General features: G+C 44.1%; 18 protein-coding genes and 2 tRNA genes. 12 read left to right on the top strand and 8 right to left on the bottom strand.

From position 1 onward, the window contains the following. Positions 1-28 precede the first annotated feature (28 nt). Entirely contained in the window at positions 29-2,191 is a 2,163-nt protein-coding gene (locus J5X94_RS07820) for a molybdopterin oxidoreductase family protein (RefSeq protein ID WP_210540860.1), read from the top strand. Between the two features lie 131 nt (positions 2,192-2,322). Here the strand turns inward: J5X94_RS07820 and J5X94_RS07815 are convergent, their stop codons facing one another. Together J5X94_RS07815 and J5X94_RS07810 are read right to left on the bottom strand one after the other, a co-directional pair. Next, on the bottom strand, positions 2,323-3,648 hold the full coding sequence (locus J5X94_RS07815; RefSeq protein WP_210540859.1) for a D-amino acid dehydrogenase: 1,326 nt from the start codon (positions 3,646-3,648) through the stop codon (positions 2,323-2,325). Between the two features lie 92 nt (positions 3,649-3,740). Next, positions 3,741-4,493 (bottom strand): YgfZ/GcvT domain-containing protein, encoded by a 753-nt coding sequence (locus tag J5X94_RS07810; RefSeq protein WP_210540858.1) that lies wholly within the window; start codon positions 4,491-4,493, stop codon positions 3,741-3,743. 299 nt (positions 4,494-4,792) lie between these two features. On the opposite strand from J5X94_RS07810, the gene J5X94_RS07805 reads away from it, so the two are divergent. Together J5X94_RS07805 and hemL are read left to right on the top strand one after the other, a co-directional pair. Further along, positions 4,793-5,146: a zinc ribbon domain-containing protein YjdM gene (locus tag J5X94_RS07805; RefSeq protein ID WP_057758016.1), complete on the top strand. Its 354-nt coding sequence runs from the start codon at positions 4,793-4,795 to the stop codon at positions 5,144-5,146. A 103-nt stretch (positions 5,147-5,249) separates the two neighbouring features. Next, positions 5,250-6,551 carry a glutamate-1-semialdehyde 2,1-aminomutase gene (hemL, locus tag J5X94_RS07800; protein WP_210540857.1) on the top strand — a complete coding sequence of 434 codons (1,302 nt, stop codon included), beginning with the start codon at positions 5,250-5,252 and terminating at the stop codon, positions 6,549-6,551. Between the two features lie 96 nt (positions 6,552-6,647). Here hemL and J5X94_RS07795 read toward each other — a convergent pair whose 3' ends face one another. Further along, entirely contained in the window at positions 6,648-7,037 is a 390-nt protein-coding gene (locus J5X94_RS07795; RefSeq protein WP_210540856.1) for a lysozyme inhibitor LprI family protein, read from the bottom strand. A 396-nt stretch (positions 7,038-7,433) separates the two neighbouring features. Between J5X94_RS07795 and J5X94_RS07790 the strand changes: the two genes are divergently transcribed. Next, positions 7,434-9,197, top strand: coding sequence for an AMP-binding protein (locus J5X94_RS07790; RefSeq protein ID WP_210540855.1), 1,764 nt, complete (start codon positions 7,434-7,436; stop codon positions 9,195-9,197). Positions 9,198-9,323: 126 nt separating this feature from the next. Here the strand turns inward: J5X94_RS07790 and J5X94_RS07785 are convergent, their stop codons facing one another. Then, entirely contained in the window at positions 9,324-9,755 is a 432-nt protein-coding gene (locus tag J5X94_RS07785) for a DUF962 domain-containing protein (RefSeq protein WP_228293201.1), read from the bottom strand. A gap of 390 nt (positions 9,756-10,145) precedes the next feature. Here J5X94_RS07785 and ppx point away from each other — a divergent pair, with 390 nt between their 5' ends. From ppx to tilS, 3 genes are all read left to right on the top strand, one after another. Then, the gene (gene ppx, locus J5X94_RS07780) at positions 10,146-11,672 is read left to right on the top strand and encodes an exopolyphosphatase (protein WP_210540854.1); all 1,527 of its coding nucleotides are present in this window, start codon (positions 10,146-10,148) and stop codon (positions 11,670-11,672) included. Between the two features lie 198 nt (positions 11,673-11,870). Then, positions 11,871-12,674 (top strand): acetyl-CoA carboxylase carboxyltransferase subunit alpha, encoded by an 804-nt coding sequence (locus J5X94_RS07775; protein ID WP_189583275.1) that lies wholly within the window; start codon positions 11,871-11,873, stop codon positions 12,672-12,674. Between the two features lie 363 nt (positions 12,675-13,037). After that, a complete protein-coding gene (gene tilS, locus J5X94_RS07770; protein WP_210540853.1) occupies positions 13,038-14,612 on the top strand; it encodes a tRNA lysidine(34) synthetase TilS in 1,575 nt (524 codons plus the stop codon). A gap of 30 nt (positions 14,613-14,642) precedes the next feature. On the opposite strand, the gene J5X94_RS07765 is transcribed toward tilS, so the two are convergent. Beyond that, on the bottom strand, positions 14,643-15,140 hold the full coding sequence (locus J5X94_RS07765) for a GNAT family N-acetyltransferase (RefSeq protein ID WP_210540852.1): 498 nt from the start codon (positions 15,138-15,140) through the stop codon (positions 14,643-14,645). 228 nt (positions 15,141-15,368) lie between these two features. On the opposite strand from J5X94_RS07765, the gene proC reads away from it, so the two are divergent. Both proC and J5X94_RS07755 read left to right on the top strand, forming a co-directional pair. Then, positions 15,369-16,199, top strand: a complete 831-nt coding sequence (gene proC, locus J5X94_RS07760; RefSeq protein WP_210540851.1) for a pyrroline-5-carboxylate reductase — start codon at positions 15,369-15,371, stop codon at positions 16,197-16,199. A gap of 132 nt (positions 16,200-16,331) precedes the next feature. Beyond that, entirely contained in the window at positions 16,332-16,901 is a 570-nt protein-coding gene (locus J5X94_RS07755) for a YggT family protein (protein ID WP_010196074.1), read from the top strand. A gap of 81 nt (positions 16,902-16,982) precedes the next feature. On the opposite strand, the gene J5X94_RS07750 is transcribed toward J5X94_RS07755, so the two are convergent. Continuing rightward, positions 16,983-17,789 carry a hydroxymethylpyrimidine/phosphomethylpyrimidine kinase gene (locus J5X94_RS07750; RefSeq protein WP_210540850.1) on the bottom strand — a complete coding sequence of 269 codons (807 nt, stop codon included), beginning with the start codon at positions 17,787-17,789 and terminating at the stop codon, positions 16,983-16,985. 453 nt (positions 17,790-18,242) lie between these two features. On the opposite strand from J5X94_RS07750, the gene J5X94_RS07745 reads away from it, so the two are divergent. The 3 genes from J5X94_RS07745 (at position 18,243) to J5X94_RS07735 (ending at position 19,501) form a co-directional block, all read left to right on the top strand. Further along, positions 18,243-18,332 (top strand) — tRNA-Ser (locus J5X94_RS07745). Positions 18,333-18,508: 176 nt separating this feature from the next. Continuing rightward, positions 18,509-18,585, top strand: a tRNA-Arg gene (locus J5X94_RS07740). Positions 18,586-18,847: 262 nt separating this feature from the next. Continuing rightward, positions 18,848-19,501 (top strand): RDD family protein, encoded by a 654-nt coding sequence (locus J5X94_RS07735; protein WP_194620678.1) that lies wholly within the window; start codon positions 18,848-18,850, stop codon positions 19,499-19,501. A gap of 42 nt (positions 19,502-19,543) precedes the next feature. Here J5X94_RS07735 and J5X94_RS07730 read toward each other — a convergent pair whose 3' ends face one another. Continuing rightward, entirely contained in the window at positions 19,544-20,524 is a 981-nt protein-coding gene (locus tag J5X94_RS07730; protein ID WP_010196070.1) for a calcium/sodium antiporter, read from the bottom strand. A gap of 210 nt (positions 20,525-20,734) precedes the next feature. Continuing rightward, positions 20,735-21,115: an aspartate 1-decarboxylase gene (panD, locus tag J5X94_RS07725; RefSeq protein ID WP_010196068.1), complete on the bottom strand. Its 381-nt coding sequence runs from the start codon at positions 21,113-21,115 to the stop codon at positions 20,735-20,737. Positions 21,116-21,131 lie beyond the last annotated feature (16 nt).

The raw sequence follows: 21,131 nt of genomic DNA, 5'->3' as shown, positions 1-21,131 counted from the left end.
GTCAACAAAAAACACAGGGAGCACGACTATGGCTAAAGAAATGGTAGCTGATGAACAAACACATTTTAGAACCTGCACATTGTGCGAGGCAATGTGCGGCGTTGAAATAAAACATGATGGCGAAAAAGTATTATCGATTAAAGGCGATAAAAACGATCCCTTTTCGCAAGGCTACATTTGCCCAAAAGCCACGGCCTTACAAGATTTGCATGAAGATCCTGACCGTTTGCGTCAACCCGTTGAAAGAACCGCTGACGGTTGGAAGGAAATCAGCTGGACGGACGCCCTAGACAAAGTAGCGGCAGGCATCCAATCAGTACAGCAAAAATACGGTCAAAACGCCTTTGGGGTATATCTGGGAAACCCGAATGTGCACAACATGGGTGGCATGCTAACGGTCAAGCAACTATTGACCAGCCTAAAAACACGCAGTCGCTTTTCTGCCACTTCGATTGATCAGCTGCCGCATCATATCGTCAGCATGCATCTATTTGGTCACATGCTTCGTATACCTGTGCCCGATGTGAATCGCACACAATATATGTTGATTATTGGTGGTAATCCGCTGGCCTCTAACGGCAGTATCATGACTGCGCCGAACATGCGTCAAAAGTTAAAAGATATAAAAGCTCGCGCGGGTAAAGTGGTTGTGATTGACCCAAGACGCACAGAAACCGCAGAGATCGCCAGCGAGCATCATTTTATTCGTCCCGCAACTGATGTTCTGTTATTACTGGCTATGCTGAATGAGATCTATGCGCAAGGCTATGCCAAGGTAGACAGTAGAGCGGCGGCTTTGGCCCCAGAGATTGATCGTATCGCCTCGTTTGCTAAAGACTATACGGCTGAGTCGGTAGCCAGCATTACTGGTATTACCGCACTTGAAATTAAACGTTTAGTGAAAGAGTTTTGCGAGGCTGAAAGCTCAGTCTGCTATGGTCGCATGGGTATATCGGTGCAAGAGTTCGGCTTGTTAAGCCAGTATCTGTCGATGGTCATTAATATCGTGACCGGTCGCTTAGATGAAGTGGGCGGATTGATGTTCCCTAATCCTGCGGTCGATGTTGTCAATAGCTCGGGCCCAGGATATTTGGGCAAACGCCACAGCCGTGTAAGCAATCTGCCTGATTTTAACGGCGAGTATCCAGTGGTTGCGATGGCGGATGAGATGTTGGTCGCAGGCGAAGGTCAGTTAAAAGGATTTATGAGTGTCGCCGGTAACCCTGTCCTCAGCACACCAAATGGCGAAAAATTAGACGAAGCCTTGTCAGGGTTGGAGTTTATGGTGTCGCTCGATTATTTTGTGACCGAAACCAGCCGTCATGCCAATATTATTTTACCGCCAGTATCGCCACTAGAACGTGACCATTATGACGTGACCTTTAATGGTTTTGCCGTGCACAATGTCGCCAAATACTCGCCTGCCTTGTTTGATCGAAAAGACAATGAAAAGCATGATTGGGAGATTTATTTAGAATTGGCTGATCGTTTGGATAAAGATGCCCCAGAAGCAATACAAAAAGAACGTGCAGCGACAAAAGCATTTGGGCCAAAGTTTTTACTCAAGCAAGGGTTAAAGTATGGGCCTTATAAAGAGGTTACCTTGGATACGCTGATAGACAATCCGCACGGTGTCGATTTAGGGCCACTGCACAGGATGTTGCCAGAGGCCATCAAGCATGCAGACAAGCAGATTCATCTCAATGTTGATTTTTATCAAGCAGATTTAGACCGTGTAAAAGAGATGATGCAGCAATATGATGACAGTCACATTTTGCTCATTGGCCGCCGTCATGTGCGTAGCAACAACTCTTGGCTGCATAATAGCCATCGATTGGTAAAAGGAAAATCACGTTGTACCTTAATGTTGCATCCTGAAACTGCTGAGCAGCAGGGTATTGAAGATGGTCAAAACGTCAGAGTGACGTCTCGGGTGGGCAGCGTTATCATTGCCGCAGAAGTGACCGATGAGCTGATGCCAGGCGTTGTCAGTATTCCACATGGCTTCGGTCATGGTCGCAAAGGCGTTAAGCAAAAGATTGCCCAAGCGCATGCAGGCGTCAGTGTGAATGATTTAACGGACGATACTTTGATTGATCAATTGAGTGGCAACGCAGCAGTAAATGGTGTGCCAGTACAATTAGAAGCGCTTGAATCAGCAACAGATGACGCATTGGCTACGGCATCATAAATCTTGATGGGCAGCACAGTAATATAAGTCTTTCCCTAAATTTAAATTAAAAATAAATTAAAAAGAAGGCGCTTACTATAGGTAAGCGCCTTCTTTCTTTTGCATAATATTTTAATACGTCGTTTATCCGATTAAGCGCTCATACCGACAAAGTCAAAATCAACGTTAGGGGTTTCACCTTGGATTAACAGACTAATGGCTTTTGCAGAGCCGCAAGCATGCGTCCAGCCTAGTGTGCCATGACCCGTGTTGAGCCATAAATTATCAAAGGTGGCCCCATCGTTGCGGCTACCGTGTTTTACTTGACCGCAATGTGCCCGTCCAATGAGTGGGACATTTGAGGGTGTCATAGGCCGCAGTCCCGTCCAGTATTGAACGGAATTTGCAATAATTCCTTTTGGGAACAACTGCTGCACGCGACGAGTAATGGCTTCGCAGCGCGTGGCATTTAAGTCTAAATTATAGCCATTAAACTCCGCTGTTCCAGCGACCCGTAGCTTATCACCTAGTCGTGAGGTAACCAGTTTAAATTCATCATCAATGAGGCTAACAAAAGGGGCTAAATGCGGTGCACGAGGATTGATTTGATAAGTGGCTGAATATCCTTTGGCGGGAAAAATAGGTGCATGAATGTTCAGCGGTTTTAATAGGGAGACACTATAGCTGCCAAGCGCCAATACATGACTATCAGCACTAAAGGTCTGCGCGTTCTCGCCTTTTGGGCGAATGGTAATACTATGCACATGCGGACGGGTAGAGTCAGCATCAGTATTGAGCGCTAAAATCTCGGTATCATATAAAAACTGTACGCCAGCGTCTATGCAGCGCTGTGCCAAACGCTGGGTAAATAGATGCGCATTGCCAGACTCATCACGGCTGGTATAGGTTGCGCCAGTGAGTTTATGCGCTATTGGGTAAAGCGCTGGCTCTAAACTAACAGCATTATTAATATCAATCACATGGCGCTCACAACCGAGTGCTTGCATACGTTCAGTAGGTTCGATAGCCGCATCAAACTCTGCCTGATTGGTATAAAAATGCATGATACCGCGGGTTTGCTGTTCGTAATCAATACCGATATCAGCACGCAGCTGTTGCAAAGTATCTCTCGAATACAGACCCAAGCGCACCATTTGCACGAGATTGGCATCGGCTCTATCGGCGCGGCACTCTTGCAAAAATTGCATGGCCCATTTGAGCTGGGCTTTATCTGCACGCAAGCGATAGAGTAGTGGTGCATCTTCTTTAAACAACCACTTAAGCGCTTTCATCGGAGTCGCAGGATTTGCCCAAGGCGTAGCATGCGATACTGATATTTGACCGCCATTAGCAAATGATGTCTGCATACCTGCCGCTGATTCGCGCTCAATCACGGTCACATCATAGCCTGCCTGACGTAGATACCATGCGGTGGTCACACCCACCACGCCTGCTCCGAGTACCGCAATATGTGTCATAGGATTCTCTATGCTCATGTTAATCATGACGGTAGCGCTGTATTAAACTGCCATCACCTTCGCTGCGTTGCTTGCTTGATCCGACTTACTTCTTATTTTGGACGTGCAACATCTACCTGTAGAGCAGCTGGCAAGTCCAATATGCTCAGACCACTTTCTGCTAGCTGTTCAGGACGAGCCACGACCAGAGCGGTAAAGCCATCATCATTTTTCATCGCATTGACCACTTGGATTTTATCAAGCTTGTCACCTGCGCTTGGTGCTTCACCGGTGCCTTGTACATAGTGTAAAAATGCTTTGGGGGCAGATTTAAAATAAATACGGGCGATGACTTCTTGACCCAAGTAGCAGCCTTTATCGTAATCCATGCCGCCGCGCTGATGTAGACGCAGCTCTTGTGGTTGGAACTGGCCCTGAGTCGCAGCCACGATCCAATAATTACCAGTGGCTATGCTACATGCCATCCAATCCTGTGTGTCGGCGACGGTATTGTGATCGTCTTTATGGCTAAAAGTTGGCTCATTGGCTAATACACAAGGATAAATCGCGGCTGGGGCACTGGTTTCAAACTTTGAAAACGCCCCATATTTATTGAGATGTGCTTGTAAAGACTCAGCACAATCAGCACTGATAACCACATCATAATGCTTTTCTGCTTGTTTTTTGATCCAAATACCAAATTCAATACGACCTTTTAAGTTGCCGATGGCGGCTGCCTGATAGCTAAGCCCGAGTTTGGTGACGTCACAAGTCAATTGCCCTTGTAAGAACTTTTCGGCGTCCTCACCTTGAATGGTTAATTGCGAAAACTGCGGTACGGCTGATGGATTTGAAGACTGAGTCATTGTTATTATCCTTCTGATGAGAGCTTATTTATTAATAATATAGAGGGTAAATCGAAGTGACAAAAAATTATACGGGCGCTTTTATCATTGACAGTATATGTGCACATAAATCTAAATGAGGCTAAGAAGAGTACCACAAAAACCCCTGTCATAAGAAACGTCATCACTAAGCGATGGGTTAAGCGTTAAATTGGGCATAGCGTCCCATTTTCAACCGTACAAATTGGTTAAATATGGAGAGTTACGGTACAATATTGGCTCTACAATTAACCTAATGTACGATGGCTGCCGAGGATAGAATGAGCTTACCCAATTGCCCAAAATGTGATGCTGAATATACGTATGAAGACGGTGCGTTACTGGTATGTCCTATGTGCGCTCATGAATGGACGGCAGCTGAAACTGATGCAGCGCAAGCTGAAGACCAAGATGCCGTCATTCGCGATGCTGTCGGTAATGAGCTACAAGATGGCGATGCTGTGACCGTCATCAAAGACTTAAAGGTCAAAGGTTCTTCAATTGTGATCAAAGTAGGGACTAAAGCGAAAAGTATTCGTCTGTTGCCAGATGCTACTGACGGTCATGATATCGACTGTAAATTGGATGGCTATGGCCCCATGAAGCTGAAATCATCTGTTGTCAAAAAAGCTTAAGCGGCTACGTTTAATTCAAAGAATAATACTAAAATTTGATAAAAGTTAATCAGAAAGTTTACTTTTAATAAAATAATACAGAACCAATAAATAGAGAATAACTATGAGTACTAAAAACGAACAGCTCTTTGCGCAAGCACGCAAACATATCCCAGGTGGTGTCAACTCACCAGTCCGCGCCTTTGCAGGGGTCGGTGGTACACCTATCTTTATGCACCGTGCCAATGGCAGCAAAATTTATGACACCGAAGACAACGCTTATATCGATTACGTCGGCTCTTGGGGCCCAATGATTTTGGGTCATGCGCATCCAAAAGTCATCGATGCCGTTAAAAAGGCCGCCGATGATGGTTTGAGCTTTGGTACGCCAACGCCGTTCGAAACCACGGTGGCGGATAAGATTTGCGAAATAGTCCCAAGCGTTGAGATGATTCGTATGACCAGTTCTGGTACCGAAGCAACCATGAGTGCGATTCGCTTGGCGCGTGGTTATACTCAGCGTGACAAAATCGTTAAATTTGAAGGTTGCTACCATGGGCATTCAGACAGCCTATTGGTAAAAGCAGGTTCGGGCATGCTTGATATCGGTGAGCCAACATCTAAAGGTGTGCCAGCGGATTTCGCCAAGCACACGATTACGATTCCTTATAATGATCCGCAAGCGATTAAAGATTGTTTTGAGAAATGGGGCGAAGAGATAGCCTGCGTTATCTTAGAGCCGATCGCTGGTAACATGAACATGATCATTCCGACTCAAGAATTCCATGATACGTTGCGTGCAGAGTGTACTGCCAATGGTGCAGTATTAATCTTTGACGAAGTCATGACTGGGTTTCGCGTCGGACTTGGCGGCGCGCAAGCACACTTTGGTATTGATCCTGATTTGACTTGCTTTGGTAAAATCATCGGTGCTGGCTTGCCAGTTGGTGCGTTCGGCGGTAAGAAAGACATCATGTCTTGCATTGCACCACTTGGCGGTGTCTATCAAGCTGGTACATTATCAGGCAACCCACTCGCGATGCGTGCTGGTATTGCAATGTTTGAAGATTTAACAGCAGACGGTTTTTATGATGAGTTAGCAGTGAAAGTTGATCGTCTAGTAGACGGTTTTCAAGCAGCGGCTGACAAGCACGGTATCAACCTGCGTACCAATAAATTGGGTGGCATGTTTGGTATGTTCTTTGTCAAAGATACTGACACCACAACGCCGAAGAATTTTGATGATGTGACAGAGTGCGACATGACTGTGTTTAATACTTTTTTCCACGGTATGCTAGATCGTGGTATCTACCTTGCACCATCGGCTTATGAAGCAGGTTTTATGTCTATCAAGCATAGCGATGCAGACATCGATGCGTCAATCAAAGCTGCTGACGAGATATTTGCTGAAATGGCAAAAGCGTAATTTAGCTAGAGCTATTTTTTAGCTTATTAAAAAACCAGTACCGTCATCTTATGATTGGTGCTGGTTTTTTTATCGCCATCTATTTTTTATAGTTATCTATTTACTTTTGATGTTTTTAATATCGGCGTCTAATTGTACGCGTCGTTGTTGTGTATAAGTGGTCAAACAACCATTGAGCACCATTGAATAAGCACTACCACCACGAACCGAACTGGCAGAAAACTGGCAAGCTTTGTCTCTAAAATCAATCCATGCCAATTGCACCGTTTTTAACTGCTTTTTCTCAGAGCTATTAAGTAAGCGCTGAAAATCACGGTAAGACTGGTTCAGTTTTTTGTCTTCTACGGCCAGCTCAGCTGCAATACACTTGTTAATATCAGTCTGAGTATAAGCCTTGTCGCAGGTGTTTGCTGCGGATGCTTGAACACTGAAAAATAGTCCTGTTGACAATAAAGCAAGACAGCCGACGTTTTTAATATGGCTCATGATAAACATATAATCTCGTTACTGGTATGAAATGGCATTTAGCATAACATGGCTATATTTCGGACATATTTCAAATTTATGAGAGGTTTGGTAAATGTTCGTACGGAATTGAACCTATAGTCGATTCAATTCAAAAGTAGTACAAGGCAACCGAGTGTAGATGTATATCAAATACTTCAAGCGAGGTTAACGCAGTAACACTTTTTTAGTGGAATGACTATATAGTTTTAAGCTGATAGAGCCAAGTCTTTGTTCTATATACTGGTCATAAAAGGCGATCCATATAGACCAAAAATACTGTCAATGACAGACCTAATAGAGTGACTCAACCGCTTAAAAAATCATGATTAGAGTGTGCTATGCTGAGAAAAACTTACTCAGCAAGGACGCTAACTCATGACTACCAGCACTAATAATATGCCTAGCACTAATACGCCACCGTTATGGCAAGTTTCGTATGAGAAGTATGGGCTAAGAAATAATTTAAATGTGTTAGAAGGTAAGCACAATCTGCTGGATTTACTACAACCAAAGATAGATCAGCATAGTGATTCTGTGGCTTTTAGCATGGGACCCGCCACACTTACCTTTGCTCAATTAGATATCGCTAGTCGTCGCTTTGCTGCATTTTTACAAGCAAAAAACATCGAAAAAGGGGCCCGAATTGCCGTACAGCTGCCAAATATATTGCAGTACGCGGTGGCATTGCTCGGTTGTCTGCGCGCAGGCGCAGTATTGGTCAATGTCAATCCGATGTATACCCATTATGAATTGGCACATCAGCTGACTGATTCTGAGTCCTGCGTACTCATTGTCCTTGATGGGATGGCATCCGCTTATGAGCAGCTCGATGAAGAAGTAAAAGCGCAATTGTTATTAGTCATACATTGCTCCATTGATCCCACTGTCGCACCTGCCGATAACGATATCGCCTTGCTTACTCATATCGATCAGACAGCAAGTGCTACAAGCCAAGCAAATAACGCTCACGAAACCACAGACGATGTCGCCGCAAACGATGTCGCTACAAACGATACCTCAGCACGCAGCGTCAGCTTTGCCCATATTATGAATACCTACCATGCTGAGCAATGTCAGCCCGTCACTATCGAGCGTGAAGATTTGGCTTTATTGCAGTATACGGGCGGCACGACTGGCAAGCCAAAAGGCGCGATGCTCACACACTATAATGTCATGGCCAATGTCTGTCAGTGTTATGCGATGTTTGGCAAAGCGATTGAAACAGGTCGCAGCGAGCAGATCAAAATACTCAATCCTTTGCCGCTTTATCATATCTTTTCATTTACAGTCTGCGGGCTGCTTGGTCTTTACGGCGGCTGGGAAGATATATTGGTTACCAATCCACGTGACATCGATGGGCTAGTCAATACTATTGAGCAACATCGTCCACATGTCATTCCTTCGGTCAATACTTTGTTTATTGGGATGCTCAACCATCCAAAATTTGCGGGCCTTGATTTTAGTCGATTGGCCTTATCTATCGGTGGTGGCACCGCAATCATCAAGGCGGTCTCTGAGCAGTGGCAACAAGTTACTGGCATGATTATCAATGAGGGTTATGGCATGTCCGAAACTGCGCCAGTTATCTCTTTTAATCCGCCCGGTATAGATGGTTTCAACGGTAGTGTGGGTCTGCCACTCGCCATGATGGACATCAAAATCATGGACGACAATGGCTCAGCGTGTGCTATCGGAACACCAGGGGAGGTGGGTATTAAAGGGCCACAAGTGATGCAGGGTTATTGGCGACAAGACAATAGCGATACATTTAGTGCCGATGGTTATTTCAAATCAGGAGACATTGGTGTGCTAGATGAACAAGGGTTTTTGACGCTTGTTGATCGCAAAAAAGACATGATATTGGTGTCAGGATTTAATGTGTATCCGAACGAATTAGAAGCGGCGTTGACTGAACATCCAAAAGTGCTTGAGGTAGCGGTCATTGGGATTGAAGATGCACATAGTGGGGAAGTGCCAAAAGCTTTTGTGGTCAAAAGAGATCCAAGCTTGACGGCTGAGGAGCTGGCTGCTTTTGCCAGTGAGCGTCTGACGGGCTACAAACGTCCACAGTCTTATGCGTTTATCGATGAGTTGCCAAAGACGGCAGTCGGTAAAATATTACGTAAGTCTTTACGCTAAATGAATGCGTCATTTCACTGATGAAAATGACCTGACATCAATGAAGCTTTTAAAACGAATAAAAAACTGGGCTGCTATTTTTAGGAGTCCAGTTTTTTAATGCGTGCTGTATATAACGATTGAGTTTTATCGTGATTTATCAAACTTGCGATCTCTCAAGCTTAAGTTGCCGCGTACCACATCGCTATACATTCGGAAGTCGCTGGCGAAGCTCTTTAACGGAAATTTAAAAGAGGCTGGTTTGTTTTTTTCAAAGAAAAAATGACCCACCCACGCACAAGCATATCCTGCGGCAATACCTTTGAGTAACGGTTTGGGCGAACGGGTTTTGACCGACTTTGCCAAGCCCAATAAGCCAAAACTGCTGCCTGCGAAATGCAGTCGTCGGCACGCCATATTTTGATGTTCTTCTAAATAGAAATCGTAAAACTTCTGCTCAGTGGGCGTGGCAGCTTTTATTATGTCATGGTTCACTTGGCTGTTTGTCTGAGCATTTGCTGTTTTATTGCTATGCGGTGTGTGATTGCCATGCAGTGTGTGATTGGTGGTTTGATTCATTGTCGTCGCTTCCTTGCGGGTTATTTATTGATCATCCGTCCGTGGCACTTTTTGTTACCAAAGCCGAACGGTTTTACTATGCGATGAGCACGGATTGGTTTAATAGAAAATTAGAATGGATAAGTAAGTGCTTGTTCTTTATTATAATATTTATGGTTTTTAATGTAGCAAATCACCCTGATTAACACAAGCGCCAAATGTGCTCTACTTGTCTGTGCTGGTGTGGGGCTTTAGCCAAGTGTGCGTCTTACTTGCCAGTGTTTGGCATAAATGCTTTAATGGCGAAACTCGCTGTGATTCGTTCAGTGATATAAGCTATTCATAGAGCAATTTTCTTATATTTCAGCAAATATCCTATCCTTTTTATCTAACACGGTAACGATATCTCCTATGCCTAATGACTATTTAGCAAACCCACCAATCGCCGAAGATGAAATGATGGCAGCCATTGATATTGGTTCGAACAGCTTTCATTTGGCCATTGCGCGTCTCGATCATGGTGAGGTACGAAAAGTGGTTTCCATGTCTGAAAAGGTGCAGTTGGCGGCAGGATTGGATAAAAATAATATCTTGGAGGCGGCAGCTGAGCAACGCGGACTTGAGTGCTTAAGTCGGTTTGTGGCTCGCCTCGATTCGGTGCCTGCCGAGCGCATCCGTGTGGTGGCGACCAATGCTCTGCGACAAGCTAAGAATGCGAATGACTTTATTACCCGTGCCAATAAAATCTTACCCAAGCCGATCGAAATCATCGCTGGACGAGAAGAGGCACGTTTGATTTATTTGGGCGTGTCACACACCAATGCCAGTAGTGATAAGCGTTTGGTCGTCGATATCGGCGGTGGTTCGACCGAGTTCATCATTGGTCAAGAGTTTGACCCGCTATTGACCGAAAGCTTACAAATGGGCTGCGTTGCCTTTACCAAAAGATATTTTGATGACGGGCAGATTACCAAAGAAGCGTTTAACAATGCCATATCAGGCGCACGCAAAGAAGTATTGGCGATTAACGGGCGCTATCAAAAGACGGGCTGGAGCAGCGTGGTTGGCTCTAGTGGCACAATTAAAGCGGTGCGTAACGTGCTTGTCTCTAAAGGTTGGGCGGATGAGCAAGAACGCATTACTTATAAAGGCGTCAAAAAACTAGAAAAATTATTGATTAAGATTGGCAATGTCAATGATATTGAGCTTGAAGGGGTTAAGGAGCATCGCAAGGCCGTCTTCCCTGCAGGCGTGGCAGTGCTACGTGCAGTCATGAAAGTGCTGGGTATTGAGACCATGACCTATTCGGATGGCGCGTTACGCGAAGGCGTCATGTATGACATGCTCGGGCGCTTTGCTAGTGAAGACGTGCGTGACCGTAGTGTGCTCGCGCTGATTAAACGCTATTCAGGGGATAAAAAACAAGCCAAGCAGGTGGTAAAAACCAGTCGTAATCTGTTTGAGCAAGTGAAGGCGAAGCTGTCACTCAGTAGCGACGATGGCGATTTGCTCAGGCGAGCGGCGTTTTTACATGAGATAGGATTGGCGATTAGCCATAGCAGCTACCACAAACACAGCGCTTACTTGCTTGAACACTCTGATATTCCCGGGTTTTCACAAGTAGATCAAAAGCGTATGGCGCAGCTGATGCTCAATCATCGTCGCAAGCTCAAGTCGGATATGTTAGAGCAGACTTGTACTATTGGCGGTGATTCGCTGGTTTATCTATGCTTATTGTTACGGTTAGCAGTACTCGCGCATCACAGCCGTAGCGATAACGAACTACCAACGTTGCAGCTTCAAGTCATTGATACCAACTGCTGGCAAATCACAGTGACCGATAACAATGAGCATTATGCGTTCTTATTATCAGATTTGCATAATGAGGTCGAGCAGTTTGCTAAGTGGGGCGTGACGTTAAGCGTGGTCGAGGCATAAGTGCTGAGCGCTAGCATTGAGTCTTTACTATTGTAATGAGTAAGCTACAGATTAACGTAACAAAAGCGGCTTGGTCAGTAATGTCATGCCATTTAAGATGTGCTACTATAGCTTCTATTGAGTTTACAACTGTACTTTTATTATCTACAAACCGATAACGATGCTATTGCTAAATATAATTATTAAAGGGAAAGGTCTATGAGCACTGTCTGGGATAGTGTGCAGCTTGCACGGCACGCCAAGCGTCCATTATTTATGGACTATGTTAATCAGCTGTTTACCGAATTTGATGAGCTGCACGGCGACCGTGCGTTTGCTGATGATAAAGCCATCTTGGGCGGGCTTGCGCGCTTTGACGGTATGCCAGTAATGGTGATTGGTCAACATCGCGGTCGCAGTACTCGCGAGCGTATCGCCCATAACTTTGGTATGGCCAATCCTGAAGGCTATCGCAAAGTCATTCGCTTGGTTAAAATGGCGGAGCGCTTTAATATTCCCGTGATGACCTTTGTTGATACTCAAGGCGCCTATCCAGGTATCGGCGCGGAAGAGCGTGGACAAGCGCAAGCCATTGCTGAGAGTATTGCGGTTTTTTCTAGCTTAAAAGTGCCTATTATCGTGACCATTATCGGTGAAGGTGGTTCAGGTGGTGCATTGGCAATTGGTGTGGGTGATAAGGTAAATATGCTGCAAAATAGCATTTACTCAGTTATCTCTCCGGAAGGCTGTGCCTCTATCTTGTGGAAAACGGCCGAAAAAGCACAAGATGCCAGTGAAGCCTTAAAATTAAATGCCATTAATTTATATCAAATGGGTTTAATTGATGCCGTCATCGAAGAGGGCGAAGGCGCTCATATTCAGCCACAGCCAGTCATGACTGCATTGAAAGCACTCATTGCTGAGCAGTTAGATGAGCTTAAGGATTTAGATGCGCATGAGCGTTGCGAACTACGTTATGAAAAGCTAAAGTCTTTCAACTCAGAGGTGATGTTGCCTGCTTAATAGGCTGGCATTGTGCTTTTTTAGATTGGACTTGTTTAGAGTAAGGTCAATTTATTATTAAGCACCTATTAAGTGTTTAACGCTCAGCTTTTGATATTAGATAGTTATCCTTAATGTTAAAACAAAAAGTGCTAAAATAAAAACGCGTCATTCTATGGCGCGTTTTTTTGTGCCAACTAACTTCTGCATTAATAATGTATATATATTCAGTGAAAAGTAATATCGAACCATCACGCACTGCTGATACCAATTTTTCTTGCTTGCTGTGCCTGCGCAGACAGAGGCGACAAAAAATTGATATCAGCAATACCGTCGCGTTTCTAGGATATTTTGACTATAGCAACTTAATAAATAAGATGAATTATGACTAGCAGTGCAATCCTTCCCTATACCATTGAGCCAATAGCTGAGCTGCCAATTGATACTCATTTGGCTGAGGCGTTATTGACCAGTTTGGCTGAGTACGGTGAGCAGCTGCATGGTCGACGACTTTGGCTGGCTTGTAGTGGCGGGCGCGATTCATTGGCACTGGCGGCATTGTGTATACAACTTTATCACCAAGGTAAATTGCCATTTTTACCGCAATTACTGCATGTGAATCATGGTTTGCAAGCGGATAGTGATGCTTGGGCGAAACATGTGGCTGATTGGGCAGAGGTGCAAAAAATACCGTGTCAGATTTTACATGCGCAAGTGAACGGTCATGATGAGCAGGCGGCACGGCAAGCACGCTACGGTGTCATGCGAGCGCAACTCAATCAAGATGATGTGTTGCTATTAGCGCATCATGCTGATGATCAAGCAGAAACGATATTAATACGGCTGATTCAGGGAGCGGGGGTGAATGGGCTCTCAGGCATACAGCCGTGGCGCATCCAAACGCAGGGCACACATCGTATGATATTATGGCGGCCTTGGCTGACCGCCCAGCGTGCCAGTATTAGTGCCTATGCTGAGCGTTTAAAACTGCCCTATATCGACGACCCGACCAATGACGCTGGCGACAATGTACGGAGTGGACTGCGCCGTGATGTCATGCCAGCACTGACAAAATATAATCCCAACGTCATTGATAACATTGCTCGTAGTGCGCAGCTACTAAGCGATGCACAAGCGACTGTCAGCGCTCAAGCGAAACAAGATATGTATCGCACAGCTATTCACTCTTTACAGTTACCACCTGCGCAGCGTGTGCTGAATATTGATGAGCTACATAAACTACCACTCTATCGGAAGCGCCAATTATTGCACCATTGGCTAGGTCAAGATGAGCCATTACCGCCCGCTAAGCAGCTAGTCGATGATGTCCTAAGATTAGCTGAGCGTAATGATAATAATCACCAAGCGGAACTTTTTTGGCAAGGTCGTAAGCATGCGTATACTATTCGACGGTATCGTCAGCAGCTTTATCGTCTAAGCAATGATTGGTTGACATGGCTTAACATGCCGCTCAATGAACAAACCCAAACGTTAGCCCTTACCAATTTGTCCAGTAGTCTTAGCAATGCCTTATCTGAGAATAATTTGGCACCGATTCATTTACGAACGAGCACCGACTTTACTTGGCAGTTGCAGATATTACCTCAGGCATTGGCACAGTTATTAGACAATACGGAAGATGAGCATGCGTTACAAACAGTAGTGAAGATAACAGCATTAGATCGCAAGCAGCGCTTACAGACTGCATTGGCATCGCGCCCACAATTAGGAAAAAAACTGTATCAAACGTTGGGCATTCCATCATGGCTACGTGAGAGTTTAATAGTGGTTAGTGTAATGTGTATTCATACAGATGAAGAATTGCCATTATTGCTAGTATCACCATTTGAAAGTTGGGTGCTAGGGACTGATAAGTCATCAACAGCCATTAGAAATGATAGTAGTATTTTGGACAGTGCTATCGGAAATGTTCTAAGTGTAAATAATTTTTTGCGGTAAATTTTACTCATTCTGAGTTAAGAAGTTAGATTATTTTTTTCTTACCATTTTGATATCTGTAATTTGAGTACCTTCGTAGCATTCTTCACTATTGTCCCCAGTATAGACAAAACCGAATTTTTTATAGAAATCGATAGCAGTTACATTAGATTCTAATACCCATAAACAAAACTGGGCATTGATATGAGAATCTAATATGTCTTGTAACGACGTTTTCATTAACCTAGTTCCTATACCTAGCCACTGATATTTTGGTAAAACATACAAGGTCGTAATTTCGTAATTATCGTTATTTTTGAAATAGCCAATAAACCCTAAGTTTTTGTGATTAGTATCATAGGCCACCCAAACGAGGACATCGGGATGAACCATTAATTCCTGCCACATTTCTGTTTTTTCGAATAGGTTGTTTTTATTGCTAATATAAGACTCTGGTAGCAAACCTAAGTAGGTGGCACCCCAACTCTCAAAGTGAATGTTGGCAATATCTGTAAAGTCTTCTAGACTGCCTCTACGCACGAAATACATCATTTACTCCAAAAAAACTTAAGAATAGTTTGAAAATTACGTTTCTCAATTTACTAATTAAGCTATGAAAGAGTCTGTGATAATTTAGTAGTTGAATAGTGTTCTGGGCTAATAATGAGCTCGGGAATTTATCAAACGGTCGTAGTAGCAGTATGGTAAACTGAGTGTCATTTTAAATGCCATTATGTTACTTTGATTACCTTTGAATTTTTTGAGTAGGAGACATGTATGTCAGTATTAGATAATAAGAAAATCAGCTTCATCGGCGGCGGAAATATGGCGCAGGCTTTGATTAGCGGGCTTGTGAGCTGCGGTATCAAACCGAGTTTAATTACTGTTGCTGATCCTAGTAGCGAGGCTCGCGAGCAACTGGCTGCTAAAGGGTTGAATACGGTTGACCCCACTGTGGATGCAACTGCTGCTATTATCGATGCTGACATTGTGGTACTGGCAGTAAAACCGCAAGTGATGAAACCGGTTGTGAGCGCTTTTGCCGATGTGTTAGACAAGCAATTGGTGATTTCGGTCGCGGCAGGTTTGTCGACGGATATTCTGTCAGGTATGTTGGGCGGCTATGGCAATATCGTGCGCGCGATGCCAAATACACCTGCCATGATTCAGATGGGTGCGACCGGTCTATATGGTACGGATGATATCTCTGCGGAACAAAAGCAATTAGCAACCGCGGTGATGGAAGCGTCAGGTCTGGTCATGTGGGTTGATGAGGAAGAGCATATGCATGCAGTCACAGCCGTGTCAGGGTCAGCGCCAGCATATATGTTTTATATCATCGAATCGATGGTCGATGGGGCAGTTGCTTTAGGTTTAGATAAAGAACAAGCCTCAGCATTGGCCATGCAAACCATGCTAGGCGCGGCAAAAATGGCAATGGACAGTGATGATGCACCTGCTGAGCTACGCCGCAAAGTCACGTCACCGAACGGTACGACTCAAGCTGCGGTAGAATCAATGCAAGCCAATGAGATTGGTCGTCAAATCGGTGAAGCCATGCAAGCTTGTTATGACCGTAGCCAAGCGCTTAGCGAAGAGATGAAATAATACCAATAGCCACCAGATACAACCAGCCACTTTGAGAGTGGCTGTCATCATAAATGGTTAATACTGGTCTCGATTATTCGTCTTTTATTAACTTTATTGTTATTAGCGTACAAGCCCATTGAGTAGCAATTCATGAACAACCTGTTGTTTCAAATTTTTGATTTGGTCACCACCTTCGCTATGATGTTGGTCTTCATCCGTTTTATGCTGCAGTTTGCAGGGATGGATGCCAGCAATCCGATGATTGCTCCGGCTTACAAAGCGACCCATATCGTCGATGTGTTTGGGCGTATTTTCCCAACTGTCGGGCAAGGTCGTATCAGTATTGCAGCCATCGTGCTGATGTTTTTGATACGCCTGATTGATATCTCTGGTAAAGCCGCGTTGACCCATAAAGGCATCGCACCTGTCCCGCTATTTTTTACGGGTACCATCAGCTTGATATTAGACTTTTTACGCATGTGTCGCTATTTGGTCATCGGCTCTATCATTGTGAGCTGGATTGTCGTGTTTACTAAATCTGAGCATCCTATTATTGGCATCATCATTAATTTGGCTGAGCCAATCTTAGCGCCCTTTCGCCGTATCACACCAAACTTAGGCATGCTTGACTTGTCACCCATGGTCGCCTTTTTTGCTTTTATTCTGCTCGAAATGCTCATTGGTGGTTTGGCAGCGAGCTTTATGCCGATGTTGGGCTAGTAAAGTAAAGACAGAAAGCTAGGAAAAGATTCGCTAAAAAAGACGCTCTATTAATATAGAGCGTCTTTTTTTATTTATCGTTTATAGATTATTCTGAAAGTCTATAAAACGATTGGGTATCAATTGGGCTTGGTCATCATCAGGATGCGGAGCATCAGCCGCACGCAGGGTTTGTGTAATCCAGCTATCGGCTGCCTTGACCGCATCGATAAGCACGTCTCCCATCGCCAACCGCCCAGCGATAAAGCTAGCCAGCGAGCAGCCAGAGCCATGAAATTCACCTGTTAGGCGTGGTAAAGTGCTTTTATGCACCATGTCACCTTGTACATATAGATATTGCTCGATATCACCGCTATCAAAATCATGTGAGGTTTTGACCAATACGGCATAAGACCCTTGTGCGCACAGTTTTTTCGCAGCTGTATGCAAGTCTTGCTCACCACTCAAGGCTCGCAGTTCATGAGTGTTTGGGGTAATTAGAGTGGCATAGGGCAGCAGCTTCTTGAAAGCGGCGACCAACGTCTGCTCGTCACCTAAGCTGCCACCACTATTGGCAACCAATACTGGGTCCAGTACAAAAGAGGTGTGTTTCTTGATAACTTTATTAGCGAATAATCTAGTCATCATTTTTATATTATCCGTAGTGCCGAGCATGCCCGATTTGATCACCTTTACTGGCAAATCATCGAGCACTGCCATAGCTTGATTTCTGACTAATTCAGCGCTACAAGCTTCAAAACTAAAAACTTGCTGCGAGCTTTGTATGGTAATGGCCGTACAAGCAATGGCAGCATGACCACCTGCTTGACCAATGGCTTCGATGTCTGCTTGTAATCCAGCACCGCCTGAGGGATCCAATCCTGAAAAACACAGTACTACTGGTCGCATAATACTTCCTTTGACATAATCTAAAATGAGTAACAAATACTATAGACACCCACTACTAAAAAAGCCATAGCAGGTTAGAGATTGTGTATAGACGGTCAATCCACCAATCGATAACAACGCATACCGAACCCAAAAAGTACGATTAGCGGTGTCAAACTCGTTTAGTCTACAATGCGTAGCACTTACAATCGTTTTCCTTGCTACTCTAATTTTTGTGAATGGTATCAGATTAGGCTGACTGCTCTAAACCTCAATTTTACTGATTATTCTGGTACTTTGGTCGTTCAAAAGGATATAAGGCGATGTAAACAAATAAATATGATAAAAATCGCATTAAATCTGTAGACAACGCTTGCAATTCGTTTCGGCTTTGCTATAATACTCGCCCACGGGATAAGACGTATTATCAGCAATAATACTATTTTTTAGAACTTAAAAAGTCTTACATCGTTTGGTGAAGTGGGTGAGTGGCTGAAACCAGTTCCCTGCTAAGGAACCATACGTTTGCGCGTATCGAGGGTTCGAATCCCTCCTTCACCTCCATTTATAGTGTTGTTTTTAGAGTAGTATCGCAAAAAGTAGTGGTTGATTTTTTATCATTTAAAAAGTAATTTGATTTTAATAAATAAAGATGTTGACACAAGCGATATTATCTATATAATGACCAACCTAATTTACTACAAAGTTATTTACTGCGTAGTGAATGATGTGCAAAGTACGCGCTTGTAGCTCAGTTGGATAGAGCACTTGGCTACGAACTAAGGGGTCGGGAGTTCGAATCTCTCCAAGCGCACCATTTGCATTATCACTTCTTTAACCCAGTTAAAGAGACATTAAAATAATCGCCTGTCTTATGACAATTTGGCGGTTTTTTTATGTCTACAGTTTTTATAAAACTACTATTTATATTATAAAGCCATGTCCTACTTGTTATCCTCCCTCTAAATTTGAATAAACAGTCTTTTGCATCTGACGTCTTCTCTCATCATAATATACGATAAGTGCCTGAATTACGGTACAATGAACGCTCTATTTTTCGCTTGCTATGGGCTTGTATCATGTCAAAATCGTCGTCAAAAGCGGCTAATAAAGCCAAATTGCCACCAAAAACCTCCATGCCTCGCGCCTCTGAAATTGAAGAACCAACGATTGCCAAACCTAGCACTCGTATGGCAGCGATCCTTTATGATGGGATGTTGATTTTAGCGTTGTTATTTTTGGTAGGGACTTTGCTGACGGTGATTGGCACACTTATGACTATGGAGACGGGTAGCGAGTCCTCACAAGCGCAGTCGCTGCCGACATGGTATCAAAACTTTATTATGACGCCGTCTTTTATACTGACGCTGGTGGGGTTCTACGGGATATTTTGGCGTCGCGGTGGGCAGACATTAGGTATGCAGACGTGGCGCTTAAAAACGGTCAATAATAGCGGTCATTTACTGACGTGGGGTCAGTCCTTTAAGCGCATTTTGGCCGCCTTTATCATGCCACTCATATTTGGCATCATTGGTAGCGTCATCGATGGCTCGCGGGCTATCTTATTAACCAGTGCTTTTTTGGGCTTCATCTTTAATTATGCTTTTTGCTTCTTCAACCCGCGTGGTCTCGCGGTACAAGATATGCTATCCAATACCATCACGTTAAAAATGCCAAAAACAGAGAATGAAGGACTATGGCGGGTCATTAGAAACCGCAAGCAAGGAAAATAAACCGCATTATCATCGCCATAGTCTGTCAACACACTTTAAGCGTTACATGTTGGCTGTCTGCATCAGCCATAAAGTATAGCCGACGAAAAACATGACTAAGGTCGCGCCAGATATACGACCAAATGGACGCTTGGTCATAAAGGCAAAAACACACAATACCACGAGTAATAGAGTGATCAACCCCATCGCTAAAATATCACGCGATAAGATAATCGGATTGGCAGTGATGGGGGCGATGAGGGCGGCCAGACCAACGACGCCTAAGGTATTAAAGATATTAGAGCCAATGATATTGCCCAACGCCATGTCGTGCTCGCCTTTACGCGCTGCTGATAAGCTGGCGACCAATTCAGGCAGCGATGTACCAACCGCAACGATGGTTAAGCCGATAATTAGCTCGCTTAAGCCCCAAAACGTTGCCAACTCTACCGCACCCCAGACAATGGCTTGCGAGCTTGCCACCAGCATTGACAAGCCAATCAGTAAACTGCCTAACCCACGCATCAAGCTAGGATGATTGTGCTCTGTGTCGCTCAAACTTTCTGTAATAGCATCTGCGTCATTTGATTTGCCTTCGCGTAAGCTCAGCACGATTTGAATCCCTAAGACGAGCACTAGCATTCCTAATAATACTAACCCGTCAGTTAAGCTCAGCAGCCCGTCACGCAGTTGCCATGCTGCCAATGCGGTAATCACTACCAGTATCGGTAGATCGCGCTTTATGACACCTTTATGAATGATAATAGGGCTAATCAATACGGTTGCACCCAATACCAAAGCAATATTGATGATATTAGAGCCATAAGCATTACCTAATGCCAGCTCAGGGCTGCCTTCTAGTGCGGCCAACACGGAGACGACCATCTCAGGTGCGGATGTGCCTACCCCCAATATAATCACGCCAATCAAAAAACTTGGCATGCGTAACTTAATGGCTAAAGCGGTAGCTCCATCAATAAAAACATCAGCGCTCCAAACCAAAATTGCTAGACCAATCAAAATTGCAATGACTGCCAACCACATGTAGATAACTCCTTCGTTAGGGATAAAAAATAGATATTAGATGTTGAATAAGCTTACATCATATAAAAATGGCATAAAAAAAAGCTGAATCACAATCTGGATTCAGCTTCGATATAAGTGCAAGTATTTTAATGGGATTTTGACAACAACAGCAACTGTATGATGACGTATTTACCCATACTTTATGTAACAAAATTTGAAGTAATTTTCTTAAGCCACTTGTACTGGAATGATATTTGCCGTGTCTTTTACGGTGTTGTCTTCATTACAATAGACCAGTTTTGGCTGATACGTTGAGGCTTCAACTTCATCAAAATGCGCATAAGCACAAATGATGACGATATCACCCAAATCTGCCATATGCGCCGCAGCACCATTTAGCGAGATAATACCAGAGCCTGCTTCAGCACGAATAGCGTAGGTGCGAAAGCGCTTGCCATTGGTCACATTATAGATATCGATAGATTCATTTTCACGTAGACCAGCAAGATCTAACAGATCACCGTCGATACCGCATGAGCCTTCATAATGAAGCTCGGCATGGGTAACGCGAGCACGGTGTAATTTGCATTTAAGCATATTAAGTAGCATAGGTTGCTTCCTTAGC

Origin of the sequence: Psychrobacter sp. K31L, assembly GCF_017942195.1 — a bacterium.
GTDB lineage: Bacteria > Pseudomonadota > Gammaproteobacteria > Pseudomonadales > Moraxellaceae > Psychrobacter > Psychrobacter glaciei.
This window is presented reverse-complemented; position numbering and strand designations above follow the sequence as displayed.